This is a genomic window from Pseudomonas sp. 21615526 (assembly GCF_013386245.1).
Taxonomy (GTDB): domain Bacteria; phylum Pseudomonadota; class Gammaproteobacteria; order Pseudomonadales; family Pseudomonadaceae; genus Aquipseudomonas.
In genome coordinates, this window is the sequence record NZ_JACAOM010000100.1 from 1 (window position 1) to 15,968 (window position 15,968).

Below are 15,968 nucleotides of genomic sequence, written 5' to 3' on the forward strand. Positions count from 1 at the left end.
GCTGTTCAAAAGTGAGCCGCCGTAAGGGCGGAACCAATAGCGGCCGTTACCTAAATAACGGATATACACCCCGCCCCCCTCTCACCCCAACAACTCACTCATCGCAATAATCTGCTCCGCCACCTGAATCAGCTTCTGCTGCCGACTCATCGCCTGACGCCGCATCAGCGTGTAGGCCTCTTCCTCATTACACCCCTTCATTTTCATCAACAACCCCTTGGCCGTTTCGATCCGCTTGCGTTCGGCCAACTGCTGATCCCGCGCCTGCAACTGCGCGCGCAGCGCCTGGTCACTCTCGAACCGCGCCATCGCCACATCCAGAATCGGCTGCAACCGCTGCGCCTGAATCCCCTCGACAATGTAGGCACTCACCCCGGACTTGATCGCCTGACGCATCACCCCCGGATCATGCTCATCGGTAAACATCACAATCGGCCGTGGCTGGTCGCGACTCACCAGCACCACCTGCTCCATCACATCGCGTCCCGGCGACTCGGTATCGATCAAAATCACGTCCGGGCGCACCGCTTCGACCCGCGCCGGCAAGTCGATCGTCAACCCCGATTCATCGATCACCTCAAACCCGGCCTCGGTCAACGCAGCCTTGAGCCGACCGACCTTGCGCGGTGTGTCATTGATCAACAGGATTCGTAGCATGGGTTCCTCCTGTCAGCGCAAGGCCTGGCGGCTGGCAACATCTGCCATGGCATGCAGGCGAAAGCTGCGGGCATACCCGGCCGGGTCCGAACCGTCCCAGATTTTTCCGTCGATCAACTGGCTGCTGCGCATGGCCTCGCCACCGGCAGGCACGCCCACGGCGCTGGCCGCCTGGCGATAGATGTCCAGTTGTTGCACACGCCGGGCAACGCCGAGGTAGTCCGGGTCCTCCCGCAGCAGGCCCCAGCGGCGGAACTGGGTCATGAACCACATGCCATCAGACAGGTAGGGCAGGTTCACCTCGCCGTCGCCATAAAAACGCAGCGCGTGGGGATCCTGCCAGTGGTTGCCGAGGCCGTCATCGTAGTCGCCGAGCAGGCGCGGTTCGATGCAATCGAGCGGGGCGTCGAGGTACTGCGGGGCGCTCAGCAACTGTGCAGTGGAGCGGCGGTTTTCCGTGCTCTGTTCGATAAAACGGCTGGCCTGCAGGATCGCCATCACCAGTACCCGGGCGGTATTGGGGTATTGCTCGACAAATGCCTGGGTGCAGCCGAGGACTTTTTCCGGATGGTCCGGCCACAGTGCCTGGGTGGTGGCCAGGGTAAAGCCCTGGTTCTGCTTCACCGCACTGGCGCACCAGGGCTCGCCCACACAAAAGCCGTCGATGCGCCCGGCTTGCAGGTGCGCAACCATCTGCGGGGGCGGCACCACCACACTGTCCACATCCTGCAGGGGATGAATGCCCTGGCTGGCCAGCCAGTAATACAACCACATGGCGTGGGTACCTGTGGGAAAGGTCTGGGCGAAGGTGAGTTTTGTTCGGCTTTGGTGCACGTGGCGGTCCAGTGCCTCAGGACTGGTCACCCCCAGCTGTTGCAAGCCATGGGACAGGTTGATGCTCTGGCCGTTCTGGTTCAGGCCCATCAGCACCGCCATATCGGTGGGTGCCACGCCGCCGATGCCCAGGTGCACGGCGTAGATCAGGCCGTACAGGCTGTGGGCGGCGTCCAGTTCGCCGCTGACCAGGTTGTCCCGCAGGCTGGCCCATGATGACTGGCGCCTGAGATTCAAGGTCAGGCCATAGGGCTGGGCGAAGCCCTGGGTGGCGGCGACCACCACCGAGGCGCAATCGCTCAGGGCCATGAAACCCAGGTTGAGGCTGCTCTTTTCCGGGGCATCGCTGCCGTTGACCCAAGCCAGGGGATCACTCATCAATACGTACCTTTCATAAAAAAACGCCGTTCCGTCGGGTACTCAGAAGAAGAGCCCGGGGTAACGACGTCTGTGTCCTTGAGCCCGTTCCGCCGTTGGCGCGAGCTGCGATAGACAAGGCAAAGCAAGGCACATGCCACGATGCGTACAGGATGGGTTGGGCGTCAGCTTTCCATCAGGATTGAAATCGGCCTGCCTCGCAGTATGGCCGCTCTTTCAGCCCGGGCCATGCAGGCATGTTCAGCCACCTTCACCGTTTCTCGACGCTGCTTTTCGGCCTGCTGCTGCTGGGCAGCCCCGGCGCGTTCGGGGGCTCCTACCAGGCCCGTGATGAAAGCCTGCACACTTTTTTTACCGCGTTGTCCCTGCCGCTGGGGCAGCCGATCGTTGTCAGTCAGGCGGCAGCTCGCAAGCGCATCAGCGGGGCGTTCGATTTCGACTCGCCCCAACCGCTGCTGGAGTCGGTCGCCCAGCAGCAAGGCCTGATCTGGTACACCGATGGCCAGGTGCTTTACCTCTATGACGCCGACGAGGCGAAAAGCTCGGTAGTGACCCTGCGGCATATCTCGGTCGACCTCCTGCGCGGGTTCATGCGCCGTTCGGGGCTCGAAGAGGCGCGCTACCCGCTGCGTGCGAGTGGGGCGCGGGTGTTCTACGTGTCCGGGCCGCCGAACTATGTCGACCATGTGCTGCGCCTGGCCCAACTGATGGACCGCCAGCGTGCGGAACTGCGCCTGGGGCCGCAGCGGATCGGGGTGGTGCAGGTGCTCAACACCCACGTTGCAGACCGCGAGTACAACATGGGCGACAGAACCGTCACGGTGCCGGGCATGGCATCCATGATCGAAAAACTGCTGGCCGTCGAGCAGGAGAGTGCGTCCCCGCGGCAACCCGGATTACTGGCCGACAAGAATATCTCGGTGCTGGCGTACCCGGACACCAACAGCCTGCTGATCAAGGGCAAGCCCGCGCAGGTGAGCTTTATCGAAGGTCTGGTGGCAGAACTGGACGTACCGAAGCGCGCGGTGGAGGTTTCGATGTGGCTGGTGGATGTGGACCGCGATGAGCTCAAGAAGATCGGCGCGACCATGCACAAGGGGGCGGACAAGCCTTCAGCGACCCGGGTCATGGCACCCATCGAGGACGAAGCATTCATGCAGCGGATCACCGCCTTGGAGTTGCGCAGGCGAGCGAGGGTCACGACGTTGCCGGTGATTCTCACCCAGGAGAATGTGCCCGGGGTTTTCAACGACAACCAGACGTTCTATCTGCCCCGGCCGGGTGAAGACCACGACGAATGGCAACCGGTGGTCTTTGGTACGCAGGTCAGTGTTCTGCCGCGCTTTGCCGAGGCGAATGAAATCGAGATGCTGCTCACCGTCGAGGATGGCCGCCAGATGGGCAAGGCTGCCAGTCGCGACAAACCCTTGGCGGGGGTGGAGCGGATGGGGATCAACACGGTGGTGCGTGTGGCTCCGGGCAGGCGATTGCTGGTGGGGAATTTTCAGCGCGATACCGGCACAGCCTTGCTCGGACGCTACAACGGGCCCATGGCCAACAGTGTGCGATTGTTTGTGATTCAGGCGACGGCGGTCGCAAATGTGCTGCATACCGCTGCCGAGCCGGGGCAGGCGCCGCCGTTGACGCGCTCCCAGCATGAGCAGGTGAAGCGGGCATTTAACCGGGTGACCGAAGGATAAGAACGTTGGTGGCGCCCCTGGGCGGGCATCGCCGAAAGGTCCTACGTGCCCAGTCTGAAAAAATCAGTGCCTATGAGGTTTTTTCCTCTCCTATACAGCGAGTGGGCTTTTTATAGTCGCGACCTTCAGGAAACCAGTGTTGGAAGGTGAGTTGGGTGCGGAGGTACGAATGGCCGTGGTGAACGATGGGGTACTGGCTACCCCCATGGTCTTTGAGCGCTGGACGTTGCACGGTGACGGTAGATTGACCAGTGAAGACTCGGATATTCAACTCCCGCCCAAGGAGTGGCAGGTGTTGCGCCTGTTGCTGTCCTCGGCCGGAGTGCTGGTGACCAAGGACCACTTGCTGGAACAGGCATGGCCCCATAACGAGGCCACGGAAGAGTCCCTGACCCGTTGCATCTGTTCGCTGCGCAAATATTTGAAGGGCGGCAAGGGTCTGATCAAGACGGTATACGGCAAAGGGTACCGGGTGACCTGTGCGGTCAGGATGACCAGCCTGACGGTGGGCGCTGTCTGTTCCACCTGCGGTCGGGGGCAGGCATGAGCAGCGCCCGGTGCAAGGGGGCGCTGCTGCTGATGCTCACGCTCGGCTTCGGCAATGAAGCCCGGGCGTATTGCTTGGCCGAGGCTGCCAGCCGATACGGCATGGAGCCGGAATTGTTGCAGGCCATCGCCGCAGTGGAGTCGGGCTACCGCGCCAAGGCCATGAATTACGCCAACAACAACGGCACCCGTGATATCGGGCTGATGCAGATCAACAGCATTCACCTGCCGCGCCTGCTCAAGGAGGGCATTACCGAGCAGCGCTTGCTGGATGAGCCTTGCCTGTCGGTGGAGGTGGGGGCGTCGATCCTTGCCGATTTCGTCAAACAGTTCGGCTACAACTGGACGGCGATCGGTTCCTACAATGTGGGCGGCGGGCCCGGGCCTCAGCGTGAGGCCCTGCGTCTTCGCTATGCGCAAAAAATCTGGGTCCGCTATGAGGAACTGATGACGCACCGTAACTGACGATTGGACGGCACGCCTCGCATGCAGCCCGTCACCCCGGCTATAATCGCCGCCACCTTTCGCCGCCATCCGAGTCAAGCCCGCCCATGTATACCCTGGCCCGCCAGCTGTTGTTCAAACTCTCTCCGGAAACTTCCCACGATCTGTCCCTGGACTTGATCGGTGCCGGTGGCCGCCTGGGGCTCAATGGCCTGGTGTGCAAGGCCCCGGCGAAAATGCCGGTGTCGGTGATGGGGCTCGATTTCCCCAACCCGGTAGGCCTGGCTGCGGGTTTGGACAAAAACGGTGCGGCCATCGACGGTTTTGCGCAGCTGGGTTTTGGCTTTGTCGAAATCGGCACCGTGACCCCACGGCCGCAGCCGGGCAACCCGAAGCCGCGGATCTTCCGCCTGCCGGAAGCCGAGGCGATCATCAATCGCATGGGCTTCAACAACCTGGGTGTGGATAACCTGCTGTCACGGGTTCAGGCGGCGAAGTACACCGGTATCCTCGGGATCAATATCGGCAAGAACTTCGACACGCCGGTGGAGCGTGCGGTGGATGACTATCTGATTTGCCTGGACAAGGTCTACGCCCACGCCAGCTACGTCACGGTCAACGTCAGCTCGCCGAACACCCCGGGCCTGCGCAGCCTGCAGTTTGGCGACTCCCTCAAGCAACTGCTCGAAGCCTTGCGCCAGCGCCAGGAAGATTTGGCTGTGCGCCACGGCAAGCGTGTGCCCCTGGCAATCAAGATTGCCCCGGACATGAACGACGAAGAGACCGTACTGGTGGCCCAGGCCCTGGTGGATTCGGGCATGGATGCGGTGATCGCCACCAACACCACCCTGAGCCGCGTCGGTGTCGAAGGCCTGGCGTATGGTGACGAAGCGGGCGGCTTGTCCGGTGCGCCGGTACGCGACCAGAGCACCCACATCGTCAAGGTGCTGGCGGCCGAGTTGGCAGGGCGCTTGCCGATCATTGCCGTGGGCGGCATCACCGAGGGCAAGCACGCGGCCGAAAAAATCGCCGCCGGCGCGAGCCTGGTGCAGTTGTACTCCGGCTTTATCTACAAGGGCCCGGCGTTGATTCGCCAGGCGGTGGATGCGATTGCGGCATTGCCGCGCGGCTGACAACAGGCAATAAAAAGGGCTCCTTGAAGGAGCCCCTGGGCCGAAGCCCGCCGCCCGGATGGGGCGTGCGTGGTTAAGTGGTTGCGTATTCGTGCTGGTGTCGGAATTAAATGCCCTTGATTAGCCGACGGCGTGAAGTTCGTTGAGTCTGTGGATTCCCGCAGTGCCAGTCATACCGTCCCAGTTGTCGCCGCGTCCTTCTCGCCAGCCGTTGATCCAGGCTTGGCGTACCGACGGTAGAGTAAATGGGCAAAGCTCACGGGATTTGCCATGAACGCCATATTGATATCCGCGTAAAAATGCTCTTTCCAACGGATCACGCTTAAGTCTTCTCATAGGGTGTTTCCCTCACTTGTTGACTGTCTTGATATCCTTCGGCCTCGTCCGAGGCCGGGCAGAGTTTTTCTGCCGTTGGTGCGCTCGCTGCCGGCGTGGCGAGCTATGTGTCGGCGTCGTTACGGCGCCAACCTGTGTTGAGTTCTAACCAATAGGTCACATGGATTCAATGATCGTTTTGTCATAAGCACGTAACGATAACGATGCTATAGCCATAAGCTGGGATGGCTTTTCGCCCCTTTTATTGGGCAAACCCAGCTATGATGTGCCCTTCAAAGAGGATGGGTTTAATCCTTTAGTGAGAATGTCCGCCTGTTGCAGTCGGTTATTATTCGACGAAGGGTCGGAATGTTTCTTCTTGTTGCTCCAAATACTTGAACTGCCCCGTCGATAAAGGCCCGAAAGGCCGGTAGCCGGGGTGGAACGGCACATTCGTGCCACACGAGCGCTCTTCAAGAAAAGCGCTTGATTGAAAACCGAACGCGCGATGCGTCGCCCGTTCACTTATTGCTGAAAAGCCTGGAATGCCCCATGTCGGACCGTTTTGAACTCTTCCTCACCTGCCCCAAGGGCCTCGAAGGCCTGCTGATCGAGGAAGCCGTCGGGCTTGGCCTTGAGGAAGCCCGCGAGCACACCTCGGCCGTGCGCGGCATGGCCGACATGGAGACCGCCTACCGCCTGTGCCTCTGGTCGCGCCTGGCCAACCGCGTGTTGCTGGTGCTCAAGCGCTTCCCGATGAAGGACGCCGAAGACCTGTACCACGGGGTGCTGGACATCGAGTGGGAAGACCACATGCTCGCCGACGGCACCCTGGCCGTTGAATTCAGCGGCCATGGCTCGGGCATCGACAACACCCACTTCGGCGCGCTGAAGGTCAAGGATGCGATTGTCGACAAGCTGCGCACCCCGACCGGCGAACGTCCATCCATCGACAAGATCAACCCGGACCTGCGCATCCACCTGCGCCTTGACCGTGGCGAAGCGATCCTTTCCCTTGATTTGTCCGGCCACAGCCTGCACCAGCGCGGTTACCGCCTGCAGCAGGGTGCGGCACCGTTGAAAGAGAACCTGGCGGCGGCGATCCTGATTCGCTCCGGCTGGCCGCGCATCGCTGCCGAAGGCGGCGCGCTGACGGACCCGATGTGCGGCGTCGGTACCTTCCTGGTGGAAGGCGCGATGATCGCCGCCGACATGGCGCCCAACCTGAACCGTGAGCTGTGGGGTTTCACCGCCTGGCTTGGCCACGTTCCGGCGCTGTGGAAAAAACTTCACACAGAGGCCAGCGAACGTGCCGCCATCGGCATGGCCAAGCCACCGCTGTGGATTCGTGGTTACGAGGCGGATCCTCGCCTGATCCAACCCGCCCGTAACAACATCGAACGCGCAGGCCTTAGCCACTGGATCAAGATCTACCAGGGCGAAGTCGGTACCTTCGAGCCGCGTCCGGACCAGAACCAGAAAGGCCTGGTGATCTGCAACCCGCCGTATGGCGAGCGTCTGGGTGATGAAGCCAGCCTGTTGTACCTCTATCAGAACCTCGGCGAGCGTCTGCGCCAGGCGTGCCTGGGCTGGGAAGCGGCGGTGTTCACCGGTGCTCCGGACCTGGGCAAGCGCATGGGCATCCGCAGCCACAAACAGTATTCGTTCTGGAACGGCGCCTTGCCGTGCAAATTGCTGCTGATCAAGGTCACCCCGGATCAGTTCGTCACCGGCGAGCGTCGCACCCCGGAACAACGCCAGGCCGAGCGCGAGCAAGCGGCCTACGACCAGGCGCCGACCGAGCCGCAAGAGCGCCAGTACAACAAGAACGGGAATCCGATCAAACCCGCCCCGGCCCCAGTGGTCGAGCAGGCGCGCTTGAGCGAAGGCGGGCAGATGTTTGCCAACCGCCTGCAAAAGAACCTGAAACTGCTGGGCAAGTGGGCCAAGCGCGAAGGCGTCGATTGCTACCGTGTGTACGATGCCGACATGCCGGAATACTCCATGGCCATCGACCTGTACCACGACTGGGTCCACGTCCAGGAATACGTGGCGCCGAAGTCGATTGACCCGGAAAAAGCTTCGGCACGCATGTTCGATGCCCTGGCGGCCATTCCCCAGGCGCTGGGCATCGACAAGAACCGTGTGGTGGTCAAGCGTCGCGAACGCCAGAGCGGCACCAAGCAGTACGAGCGCCAGAGCGCCCAGGGCAAGTTCACCGAGGTCAGCGAAGGCGGCGTCAAGTTGCTGGTCAACCTGACCGATTACCTGGACACTGGCCTGTTCCTCGACCACCGTCCAATGCGCATGCGCATCCAGAAAGAGGCGGCCGGCAAGCGCTTCCTCAACCTGTATTGCTACACCGCCACCGCCAGTGTGCACGCCGCCAAGGGTGGTGCGCGCAGCACCACCAGCGTCGACCTGTCGAAGACCTACCTGGACTGGGCGCGCCGCAACTTCTCCCTCAACGGTTTCTCCGACAAGAACCGCCTGGAGCAGGGCGACGTGATGGCCTGGCTGGAAGCCAGCCGCGATGAGTTCGACATGATCTTCATCGACCCGCCGACCTTCTCCAACTCCAAGCGCATGGAAGGCATCTTCGACGTGCAACGCGACCACGTGCAGTTGCTGGACCTGGCCATGGCGCGCCTGGCACCGGGCGGCGTGTTGTACTTCTCGAACAACTTCCGCAAGTTCCAGCTGGAAGACAACCTCGTCGAGCGGTATGCCGTCGAAGAGATCAGCGACAAGACCATCGACCCGGATTTTGCGCGTAACGCCAAGATCCATCGGGCGTGGAAAATCACCGCGCGCTGATCACTGCGTTCTGAAGCCGCAGGCCCGGATCATTCCGGCCTTGCGGCTTTTTTTTGCGCTGGTCAAACGCAAGTCCTGTGGCTATAACTTAGGACCTGGCCAAAGTGACGCACCCGCACGCTGGCGTTCCGAGTCTTGTCTATGCCGCTGCATGCCGTCCGCCCGAAAATCCTAGGCTTTATCAGTGAGCAGGTGTCGGCGTGGCTGGTGGCGGTGGTGGTGTTGCTGGCCGGTATCGCGCTGACGATTGTCGTCGCCTGGGCCGCGTCCGAGCTTTACCAGCAGCAGATGCGCCAGCGCTTTCAACTGCTGGTCAACGAGCGCTACAGCCGTCTCCAGGAGCGTTTCGAGGACCAGGAACAACGCCTGGGCAGCCTGCGGCGGTTCTTCGTCAATTCAAATACAGTCTCGCGCAAAGAGTTCGAAGGGTTCGCGCAGCCCTTGCTGTTGCGTACCCGCGCCTATGCCTGGGCACCCCGGGTTTTGCGTGACCAGCGCGGTGCGTTCGAGCAGGCAATCACGGCGGAGCGCGGTGCGAATTTCTCCATTCGTGAATTGAATGCGGCGGGCGAACTGACCCCGGCGACTGATCGCGATGAGTATGTGCCGGTGCTGTACAGCCAGACCCAGAGCATTCTCGGCTCGCCGCTGGGTTTTGACCTGTTGGCCCAACCACTGCGGCGCTCGACGGTGGAGCGTGCGCAACAGTCAGGGAAGATGGCGGTGTCCCAGCCCATGCAACTGGTGGGTGTGGAGCCGGCCTATGCCATGGGTGTATTGCTGGTGGCACCGGTCAGCCGGGCACCGACGACACAAGTGCCCAACAGTGAACCTTACGGCTACGTCATGGCGGTGATCAGCATGCGCCAGCTGGTGGCCGATGGCTTGCCCAAGGCCGCACGGGACAACCTGGTGATGCAGATTGTCGACACCTCCGATGCAGAGCAACGGGTGTTGTACGAATCCAGCAACCCCGTGGCAGACAGTGACCTGGTGGCAGCACGCCGGCTGACGCTCGGCGACCACGTCTACGCCTTGAGCCTGCGCCCCAGCCAGGTGTTCCAGCAGGGCAATCACTCGTCGCTGGTCAGTATCCTGGTCATGGGCAGCCTGCTGAGTGTGCTGCTCAGTGCGTTGCTCTACGTGGTGGTCAGCCAGCGCCAGCGCGCATTGAAGCTGGTGGAGCAGCGCACCGCCCAATTGCGTCAGCGGGAACAGGAACTGCGAGGCACCCACGGCCAACTGCGCAGCGTACTCAATGCGGCCACCCAGGTGGCGATCATCGCGACGGACTTGCGCGGTGTGATCACCACCTTCAACGCCGGCGCCGAGCAGATGCTGGGCTTTGAAGCACAAGAGGTACTGGGCCTCCTGACCCTCGAAAGCCTGCACCTGGCCCCCGAGCTGGAAGCCCGTGCCGCACAACTGAGCGCAATCCTCGGCAAGCGCATCGCGCCAGCCCAGGCGATGCTGGTGGACAGCGCCGATGCAGTGCATGAGGCCCGCGAGTGGACGCTGGTACGCAAGGACGGTAGCCAACTGACGGTAAACATGCTCGCCACTGTTCTGCTGGACGAGCATGGCCTGTGGGTCGGGCACCTGGCGATCTGCCTGGATGTCACCGAGCAGAAGCGCGCCTATGAGGCACTGGCCGCGCGGGACCGCCTGCTGAAGAAACTCAGCGCCCATGTGCCCGGCGGTATTTTCCAGTTCATCCTGGAACCGAACAATGTCTCGCGTTTCATTTATGCCAGCGATGGCATCCGCGACATCTACGAAATCGAGCCTGGGGTGTTGCAGCAGGATGCGCGAAAGGTCTTCGAGCGGATTCATCCGCTGGATGTCGAGCGGGTACGGGAGTCCATTCGCCTGTCCACCCTGCAACTGAGCCATTGGCGTGAAGAATACCGGGTGCAGTTGCCCCATCGGGGGCTGCGCTGGGTTCGCGGTGAGGCGACGCCGGAAGAGCTGGCCGGTGGCGGTACGTTATGGCATGGCTATGTGTCGGATATTTCCGATCTCAAGCGGGTCGAGGAAGAGCTGCGGGCGCTGTCGATTACCGATTCCCTGACCGGCATTCATAACCGACGCTACTTCCAGGACCGGCTGAAGGCCGAGATGATCCGGGTCAAGCGTGCCTCGGGGGCGTTGTCGGTGATCATGTTCGACATCGATCACTTCAAGCGCATCAACGACCAGCATGGTCACGCGGTGGGTGATGAAGTGCTCAAGGAGTTATGCCGGCGCATCAGCCAGCGGTTACGACGCACGGATGTGTTTTGCCGGCTGGGCGGCGAGGAGTTTGTGGTGCTGTGCGCCAGTACCGACGGCAGCCAGGCGTTCAATGTTGCCCTGGAGTTGTGGCAGGCGTTGCGCGGTGAGCCGATGGAAGGTGTCGGCACGGTGACGGCGAGCTTCGGGGTCGCCAGTTGGCGGGTCGAGGAGGGCGTCGACAGCTTGTTGCTGCGGGCGGATTCGGGTGTCTATGCCGCCAAGCAGGCGGGCAGGGACAGGGTTGAGGCGGAGCGGGTGCTTGCCTGAAGTGCACGGCCATTCAAGCTATTAGAGATCAATGTGGGAGCTGGCTTGCCTGCGATAGCATCACCTCGGTATTCCTGATAGACCGAGGCGTCTGCATCGCAGGCAAGCCAGCTCCCGATATTTGCTGCTGTTAGAGGACCGGGGCCGCCGCCGCCAGTTTCGGCTGGCGATACAGGTCCAGCAGCACCTGGTCCAGTACCGAGGACGCGCCCCACGGTTTCGGATCGTTGAGAATCGCCACCACAGCCCAGGTATTGCCATTGTTGTCGCGGCTGAACCCGGCAATCGCCCGCACGGTGTTCAGGGTGCCGGTCTTGACGTGGGCTTCGCCGCGCATGGCCGTGGTCTTCAGGCGTTTACGCATGGTGCCGTCGGTGCCGGCAATCGGCAGCGAACTGATGTACTCCGCTGCGTATGGGCTTCTCCACGCCGCTTGCAGCATGGTCGCCATTTCGCGGGCGCTGACCCGTTCAGCACGGGACAGGCCGGAGCCGTTCTCCATCACCAGGTGCGGCGCGGTGATGCCTTTTTTCGCCAGCCACTGGCGCACCACGCGCTGGGCGGCCTTGGCGTCGTCGCCGTCGGCATCGGTGCGGTACTGCGCACCCAGGCTCAGGAACAACTGCTGGGCCATGGTGTTGTTACTGTATTTGTTGATGTCGCGGATGATCTCCGCCAGGTCCGGCGAGAACGCACGAGCCAGCACTTTGGCGTTCTTCGGTACCGGCGCCTGGATGTCGCGGCCCTGGATGCTGCCGCCCAGTTCCTTCCAGATCGCCCGAACGGCGCCGGCGGTGTAGGTGGCGTGGTCCAGCAACGACAGATACGTCTGCGAACTGCAGCCGTCCGCCAACTGGCCGCTGACGGTCACGGTGACGCTGCCGTCGGCGGCGGTCATCGGGCTGTAGCGCACATCGCCGGTGCATTGCTTGGCGTTGGAGACCTTGACCTGGTTGTCGATGCGGATGCTCGCAATCGGCGGCTCGACCGACACCAGCACCTTGCCCGAATCATTGCGGGTGACGAAGCGCAGCGCCTTGAGGTTGACCATCAAGGCATCGGGCTTGACCAGGAACGGCTTGTTCTCGTCGTTGCCGTCGTCATTGAACTCCGGCAGTTGCGGCGGGATGAAGAAGCCACGGTCCAGCACCAGGTCGCCGGTCACTTGCTGCACGCCATTGGCCCGCAGGTCGCGCATCAGCAGCCAGAGTTTTTCCATGTTCAGCTTGGGGTCGCCGCCGCCCTTGAGGTACAGGTTGCCGTTCAGGATCCCGCCGCTCAGGGTGCCGTCGGTGTAGAACTCGGTTTTCCACTGATGGTTGGGACCGAGCATTTCCAGGGCCGCGTAGGTGGTGACCAGCTTCATGGTCGAGGCCGGGTTGACCGACACGTCGGCGTTGAACACGGTAGGTGTGCCCGGGCCATTGAGGGGAATCATCACCAGGGACAGGGCATTGTTTTGCAGCTTGGCTTTCTGGAGGGCTTCCTGGACCTTGGGCGGCAGGGAAGTGTTGATCGGGGCGGCGGTAACGGAAAAGGCCAGGGGCAGAAGAAAACTGGCGAGTAACAGTGGACGCAAAGATTTGATCATAAGAATTAAAACCCTACTGCTGAGGGGGTAAAAAGGTGAGGGGTATGTACGAAAAATCCCTCAATGGTCATGAAAGTGTCGGCATTATGCCCCAAGGCTGTCGCACTTGTGGCTGAACGATAGCTGCAATTGGCGGTTTTTTTTACTGGCACTCTGCCGCCTGTCCCAGAGAATCGGGCAAAGGCCTGCTTAAACTGCTAAAGTGCCGCCCGTTATTACTTAAGAGGATTGTTCCAATGGCGACTAACCGTTCCCGGCGTCTGCGCAAAAAACTGTGCGTTGATGAATTTCAAGAGCTGGGTTTCGAACTGAACCTGGACTTCAAAGAAGGTTTGGACGATGAAGCGGTTGACGCTTTCCTCGAAGCATTCCTGACTGAAGCGATGGACGGCAACGGCCTGGACTACGTCGGCGGTGATGACTTCGGTCTGGTTTGCAAAGCCACCCGTGGTTCGGTCAACGAAGAACAGCGTGCCGCTGTTGAAGCGTGGCTGAAGGCTCGTCCAGAGCTGACCCGCGTTGAAGTCAGCGCCCTGCTGGACGCTTGGCACCCAGAAAAGCCGATTAACCCGGCAGTCTGATGTCATGAAAAAGCGACCCGCCCGGGTCGCTTTTTCGTTACTGGGTCTAAAGAATCAGGCCTTGCGCCAGTTCAGAATCACCAGCGTCAACACCCCCGCGACAATTCCCCAGAACGCCGAACCGATGGAAAACAACGTCAACCCCGACGCTGTGACCATGAAGGTGATCAACGCAGCTTCCCGTTCCCTGGGTTCATTCATGGCGATGCTCAGGCCATTGATGATCGAGCCAAACAACGCCAGTGCCGCAATCGACAGCACCAGTTCCTTGGGCAGGGCGGCGAACAACGCGGCCAATGTCGCGCCAAACACCCCGGCGATCCCGTAGAAAATCCCGCACCAGACCGCGGCGGTGTAGCGCTTGTTGCGATCCTCATGGGCATGAGGGCCGGTGCAGATCGCCGCGCTGATGGCTGCCAGGTTGATGCCATGGGAGCCAAACGGCGCCAGCACCAGCGAGGCCAGGCCGGTGGTAGTAATCAATGGCGACGCCGGTACGTTATAGCCGTCGGCCCGCAGCACCGCGACACCCGGCATGTTCTGCGAGGTCATGGCCACCACGAACAGCGGGATGCCGATGCTGATGGTCGCGGCCAGGGAGAAGTGCGGCGTGGTCCACACCGGCGTTGCCACTTCCAGGTGAAAGCCACTGAAATCCAGCAGCCCCATCAGCCCGGACAGCGCCGTGCCGATCAGCAGTGCCGCGAGCACGGCATAACGCGGCGACAGGCGCTTGATGACCAGGTAAGTGAAGAACATCCCCAGCACCAGACCGGTACGGTGCTGCGCGGCGACGAAAATCTCGCTGCCGATCTTGAACAGAATCCCCGCCAGCAAGGCGGCCGCCAGGGACGCGGGGATGCGCTTGACGAGTTTTTCGAAGCTGCCGGTGAGCCCGCAGATGGTCACCAGCACCGCGCAGGTGATGTAGGCGCCGATGGCCTCGCCGTAGCTGACGCCGCCCAGGCTGGTGATCAACAGCGCCGCGCCCGGTGTGGACCAGGCAATGGTGATCGGCGTGCGATAGCGCAGGGACAGACCAATGCTGCACACCGCCATGCCGATGGAAATCGCCCAGATCCACGAGGAAATTTGCGCGGTGGTCAGGCCCGCAGCCTGGCCAGCCTGAAACATCAGCACCAGGGAGCTGGTGTAGCCGGTCATCATGGCAATGAAACCGGCGACGATGGCCGAAGGCGAAGTGTCGGCCAGTGGGCGTAATCGCGCTTGGGGGACGTCGGACATGGGCGGTGTTCCTTTTACCGGGTTGTTTTTGTAGGCGCGAGCTTGCGCGCGAAGGTCGCTAACGATGACGCTGGCACCCTGAATGAATGCGCTGCCTGGACGTTTTTCACGAGCAAGCTCGCTCCTGCAAAGGAGAAAACGTGGAATCAAGCCTAAACTCAAACGTAACGATTCATTGCAATACAGCCGGCGCCCCAAACAGCCGTACAGTGTGTTGGCGCACTGGGTTGTGTACAATGTGCGCTGATTTTACGCGATACTTGCCAGCGACCCTCTGTGCCGTATTACAGTCAACGTCAATTCGCCGCCGTTCTCCCGACCCGAGTGCCCATGAACGAACAGTTGCAGCCCCTCAAGAAACAACCGCGAGCCGGTAAGGCCGGTCGCAGTGGAACCCAGGACGATATCGTCTACGCGCATATCTTCGAGGCGATCCTCGAACAACGCCTGGCGCCCGGTACCAAATTGAGTGAAGAAGCGCTGGGCGAAATCTTCGGCGTCAGCCGCACCATCATTCGCCGCGCGCTGTCGCGCCTGGCCCATGAAGGCGTGGTACTGCTGCGGCCCAATCGTGGTGCGGTAGTGGCCAGCCCGAGCGTCGAGGAAGCCCGCCAGGTATTCCTCGCCCGGCGCCTGGTGGAGCGTGCGATCACTGAATTGGCGGTGCAGCATGCCACGGCCGAGCAACTGGCCGAGCTGCGGCAGATGGTCAACGACGAGCGCGACAGCTTCTCCCGGGGCGATCGCGGCGCGGGCATCCGGCTTTCCGGCGAGTTCCACCTGAAGCTGGCCGAGGCGGCGAAGAATGCGCCGCTGATCAGTTTCCAGCGCAGTCTGGTGTCCCAGACCTCGTTGATCATCGCCCAGTACGAAAGCGGCAACCGCTCGCACTGTTCCTACGATGAGCACACGCAGTTGATCGACGCGATCGAAGCGCGGGATGCGGATTTGGCGGTGAACCTGATGATGCATCACATGGATCACATCGACAGCAAGCTCAACCTCGATGAGGAAAGCGCGTCGGATGACCTGCATGCGGTGTTCTCGCATCTGTTGCAGACCAAGAAGCCGGGGCGCTCGTCTGTAAAACTGTAATTTTCCAGGCTCGCCACTAACCAAATGTGGGAGCGGGCTTGCTCGCGAAGGCGGTGGATCAGTCAGCACATCCAGCGACTGACACACCGCC

Annotated in this window: 13 protein-coding genes; 8 read left to right on the forward strand and 5 right to left on the reverse strand. The window is 61.6% G+C overall.

Annotated features, from left to right (window positions below):
* Nucleotides 1–81 precede the first annotated feature (81 nt).
* Nucleotides 82–657 carry an ANTAR domain-containing response regulator gene (locus HX786_RS25185; protein ID WP_003219125.1) on the reverse strand — a complete coding sequence of 192 codons (576 nt, stop codon included), beginning with the start codon at nt 655–657 and terminating at the stop codon, nt 82–84.
* 12 nt (nt 658–669) lie between these two features.
* The gene (locus tag HX786_RS25190; protein WP_178912737.1) at nt 670–1,869 is read right to left on the reverse strand and encodes a CmpA/NrtA family ABC transporter substrate-binding protein; all 1,200 of its coding nucleotides are present in this window, start codon (nt 1,867–1,869) and stop codon (nt 670–672) included.
* A 236-nt stretch (nt 1,870–2,105) separates the two neighbouring features.
* On the opposite strand from HX786_RS25190, the gene sctC reads away from it, so the two are divergent.
* From sctC to HX786_RS25210, 4 genes are all read left to right on the forward strand, one after another.
* Nucleotides 2,106–3,569, forward strand: coding sequence for a type III secretion system outer membrane ring subunit SctC (gene sctC / locus HX786_RS25195; protein WP_178912738.1), 1,464 nt, complete (start codon nt 2,106–2,108; stop codon nt 3,567–3,569).
* A gap of 169 nt (nt 3,570–3,738) precedes the next feature.
* Complete coding sequence (locus tag HX786_RS25200) at nt 3,739–4,116, forward strand: winged helix-turn-helix domain-containing protein (protein WP_023659087.1); 378 nt, start codon at nt 3,739–3,741, stop codon at nt 4,114–4,116.
* Complete coding sequence (locus HX786_RS25205) at nt 4,113–4,580, forward strand: transglycosylase SLT domain-containing protein (protein WP_178912739.1); 468 nt, start codon at nt 4,113–4,115, stop codon at nt 4,578–4,580. Before HX786_RS25200 ends, HX786_RS25205 begins: the two co-directional genes overlap by 4 nt.
* 86 nt (nt 4,581–4,666) lie before the next feature.
* Nucleotides 4,667–5,692 (forward strand): quinone-dependent dihydroorotate dehydrogenase, encoded by a 1,026-nt coding sequence (locus HX786_RS25210; protein WP_003219118.1) that lies wholly within the window; start codon nt 4,667–4,669, stop codon nt 5,690–5,692.
* Between the two features lie 120 nt (nt 5,693–5,812).
* On the opposite strand, the gene rmf is transcribed toward HX786_RS25210, so the two are convergent.
* Nucleotides 5,813–6,028, reverse strand: a complete 216-nt coding sequence (gene rmf / locus HX786_RS25215; protein ID WP_002553055.1) for a ribosome modulation factor — start codon at nt 6,026–6,028, stop codon at nt 5,813–5,815.
* A gap of 531 nt (nt 6,029–6,559) precedes the next feature.
* Here rmf and rlmKL point away from each other — a divergent pair.
* Nucleotides 6,560–8,824 (forward strand): bifunctional 23S rRNA (guanine(2069)-N(7))-methyltransferase RlmK/23S rRNA (guanine(2445)-N(2))-methyltransferase RlmL, encoded by a 2,265-nt coding sequence (rlmKL, locus tag HX786_RS25220; RefSeq protein ID WP_003219107.1) that lies wholly within the window; start codon nt 6,560–6,562, stop codon nt 8,822–8,824.
* A gap of 141 nt (nt 8,825–8,965) precedes the next feature.
* A complete protein-coding gene (locus HX786_RS25225) occupies nt 8,966–11,365 on the forward strand; it encodes a diguanylate cyclase (protein WP_178912740.1) in 2,400 nt (799 codons plus the stop codon).
* A 130-nt stretch (nt 11,366–11,495) separates the two neighbouring features.
* Here HX786_RS25225 and dacB read toward each other — a convergent pair whose 3' ends face one another.
* Nucleotides 11,496–12,956: a D-alanyl-D-alanine carboxypeptidase/D-alanyl-D-alanine-endopeptidase gene (gene dacB, locus HX786_RS25230; protein ID WP_003219103.1), complete on the reverse strand. Its 1,461-nt coding sequence runs from the start codon at nt 12,954–12,956 to the stop codon at nt 11,496–11,498.
* A 236-nt stretch (nt 12,957–13,192) separates the two neighbouring features.
* On the opposite strand from dacB, the gene HX786_RS25235 reads away from it, so the two are divergent.
* The gene (locus HX786_RS25235; protein ID WP_003219101.1) at nt 13,193–13,537 is read left to right on the forward strand and encodes a YggL family protein; all 345 of its coding nucleotides are present in this window, start codon (nt 13,193–13,195) and stop codon (nt 13,535–13,537) included.
* Between the two features lie 54 nt (nt 13,538–13,591).
* On the opposite strand, the gene HX786_RS25240 is transcribed toward HX786_RS25235, so the two are convergent.
* On the reverse strand, nt 13,592–14,782 hold the full coding sequence (locus tag HX786_RS25240; protein ID WP_008437554.1) for a benzoate/H(+) symporter BenE family transporter: 1,191 nt from the start codon (nt 14,780–14,782) through the stop codon (nt 13,592–13,594).
* A 330-nt stretch (nt 14,783–15,112) separates the two neighbouring features.
* Between HX786_RS25240 and HX786_RS25245 the strand changes: the two genes are divergently transcribed.
* On the forward strand, nt 15,113–15,877 hold the full coding sequence (locus tag HX786_RS25245) for a GntR family transcriptional regulator (protein ID WP_003219095.1): 765 nt from the start codon (nt 15,113–15,115) through the stop codon (nt 15,875–15,877).
* Nucleotides 15,878–15,968: the final 91 nt, after the last annotated feature.

Coding starts and splice junctions, on each gene's coding strand:
- HX786_RS25240 (WP_008437554.1), bottom strand. CDS start 14,782: ATGTCCGACGTCCCCCAAGCGCGATTACGCCCACTGGCCGACACTTCG.
- HX786_RS25185 (WP_003219125.1), bottom strand. CDS start 657: ATGCTACGAATCCTGTTGATCAATGACACACCGCGCAAGGTCGGTCGG.
- HX786_RS25205 (WP_178912739.1), top strand. CDS start 4,113: ATGAGCAGCGCCCGGTGCAAGGGGGCGCTGCTGCTGATGCTCACGCTC.
- rmf (WP_002553055.1), bottom strand. CDS start 6,028: ATGAGAAGACTTAAGCGTGATCCGTTGGAAAGAGCATTTTTACGCGGA.
- HX786_RS25225 (WP_178912740.1), top strand. CDS start 8,966: ATGCCGCTGCATGCCGTCCGCCCGAAAATCCTAGGCTTTATCAGTGAG.
- rlmKL (WP_003219107.1), top strand. CDS start 6,560: ATGTCGGACCGTTTTGAACTCTTCCTCACCTGCCCCAAGGGCCTCGAA.
- HX786_RS25200 (WP_023659087.1), top strand. CDS start 3,739: ATGGCCGTGGTGAACGATGGGGTACTGGCTACCCCCATGGTCTTTGAG.
- HX786_RS25245 (WP_003219095.1), top strand. CDS start 15,113: ATGAACGAACAGTTGCAGCCCCTCAAGAAACAACCGCGAGCCGGTAAG.
- HX786_RS25210 (WP_003219118.1), top strand. CDS start 4,667: ATGTATACCCTGGCCCGCCAGCTGTTGTTCAAACTCTCTCCGGAAACT.
- HX786_RS25190 (WP_178912737.1), bottom strand. CDS start 1,869: ATGAGTGATCCCCTGGCTTGGGTCAACGGCAGCGATGCCCCGGAAAAG.
- dacB (WP_003219103.1), bottom strand. CDS start 12,956: ATGATCAAATCTTTGCGTCCACTGTTACTCGCCAGTTTTCTTCTGCCC.
- HX786_RS25235 (WP_003219101.1), top strand. CDS start 13,193: ATGGCGACTAACCGTTCCCGGCGTCTGCGCAAAAAACTGTGCGTTGAT.
- sctC (WP_178912738.1), top strand. CDS start 2,106: ATGTTCAGCCACCTTCACCGTTTCTCGACGCTGCTTTTCGGCCTGCTG.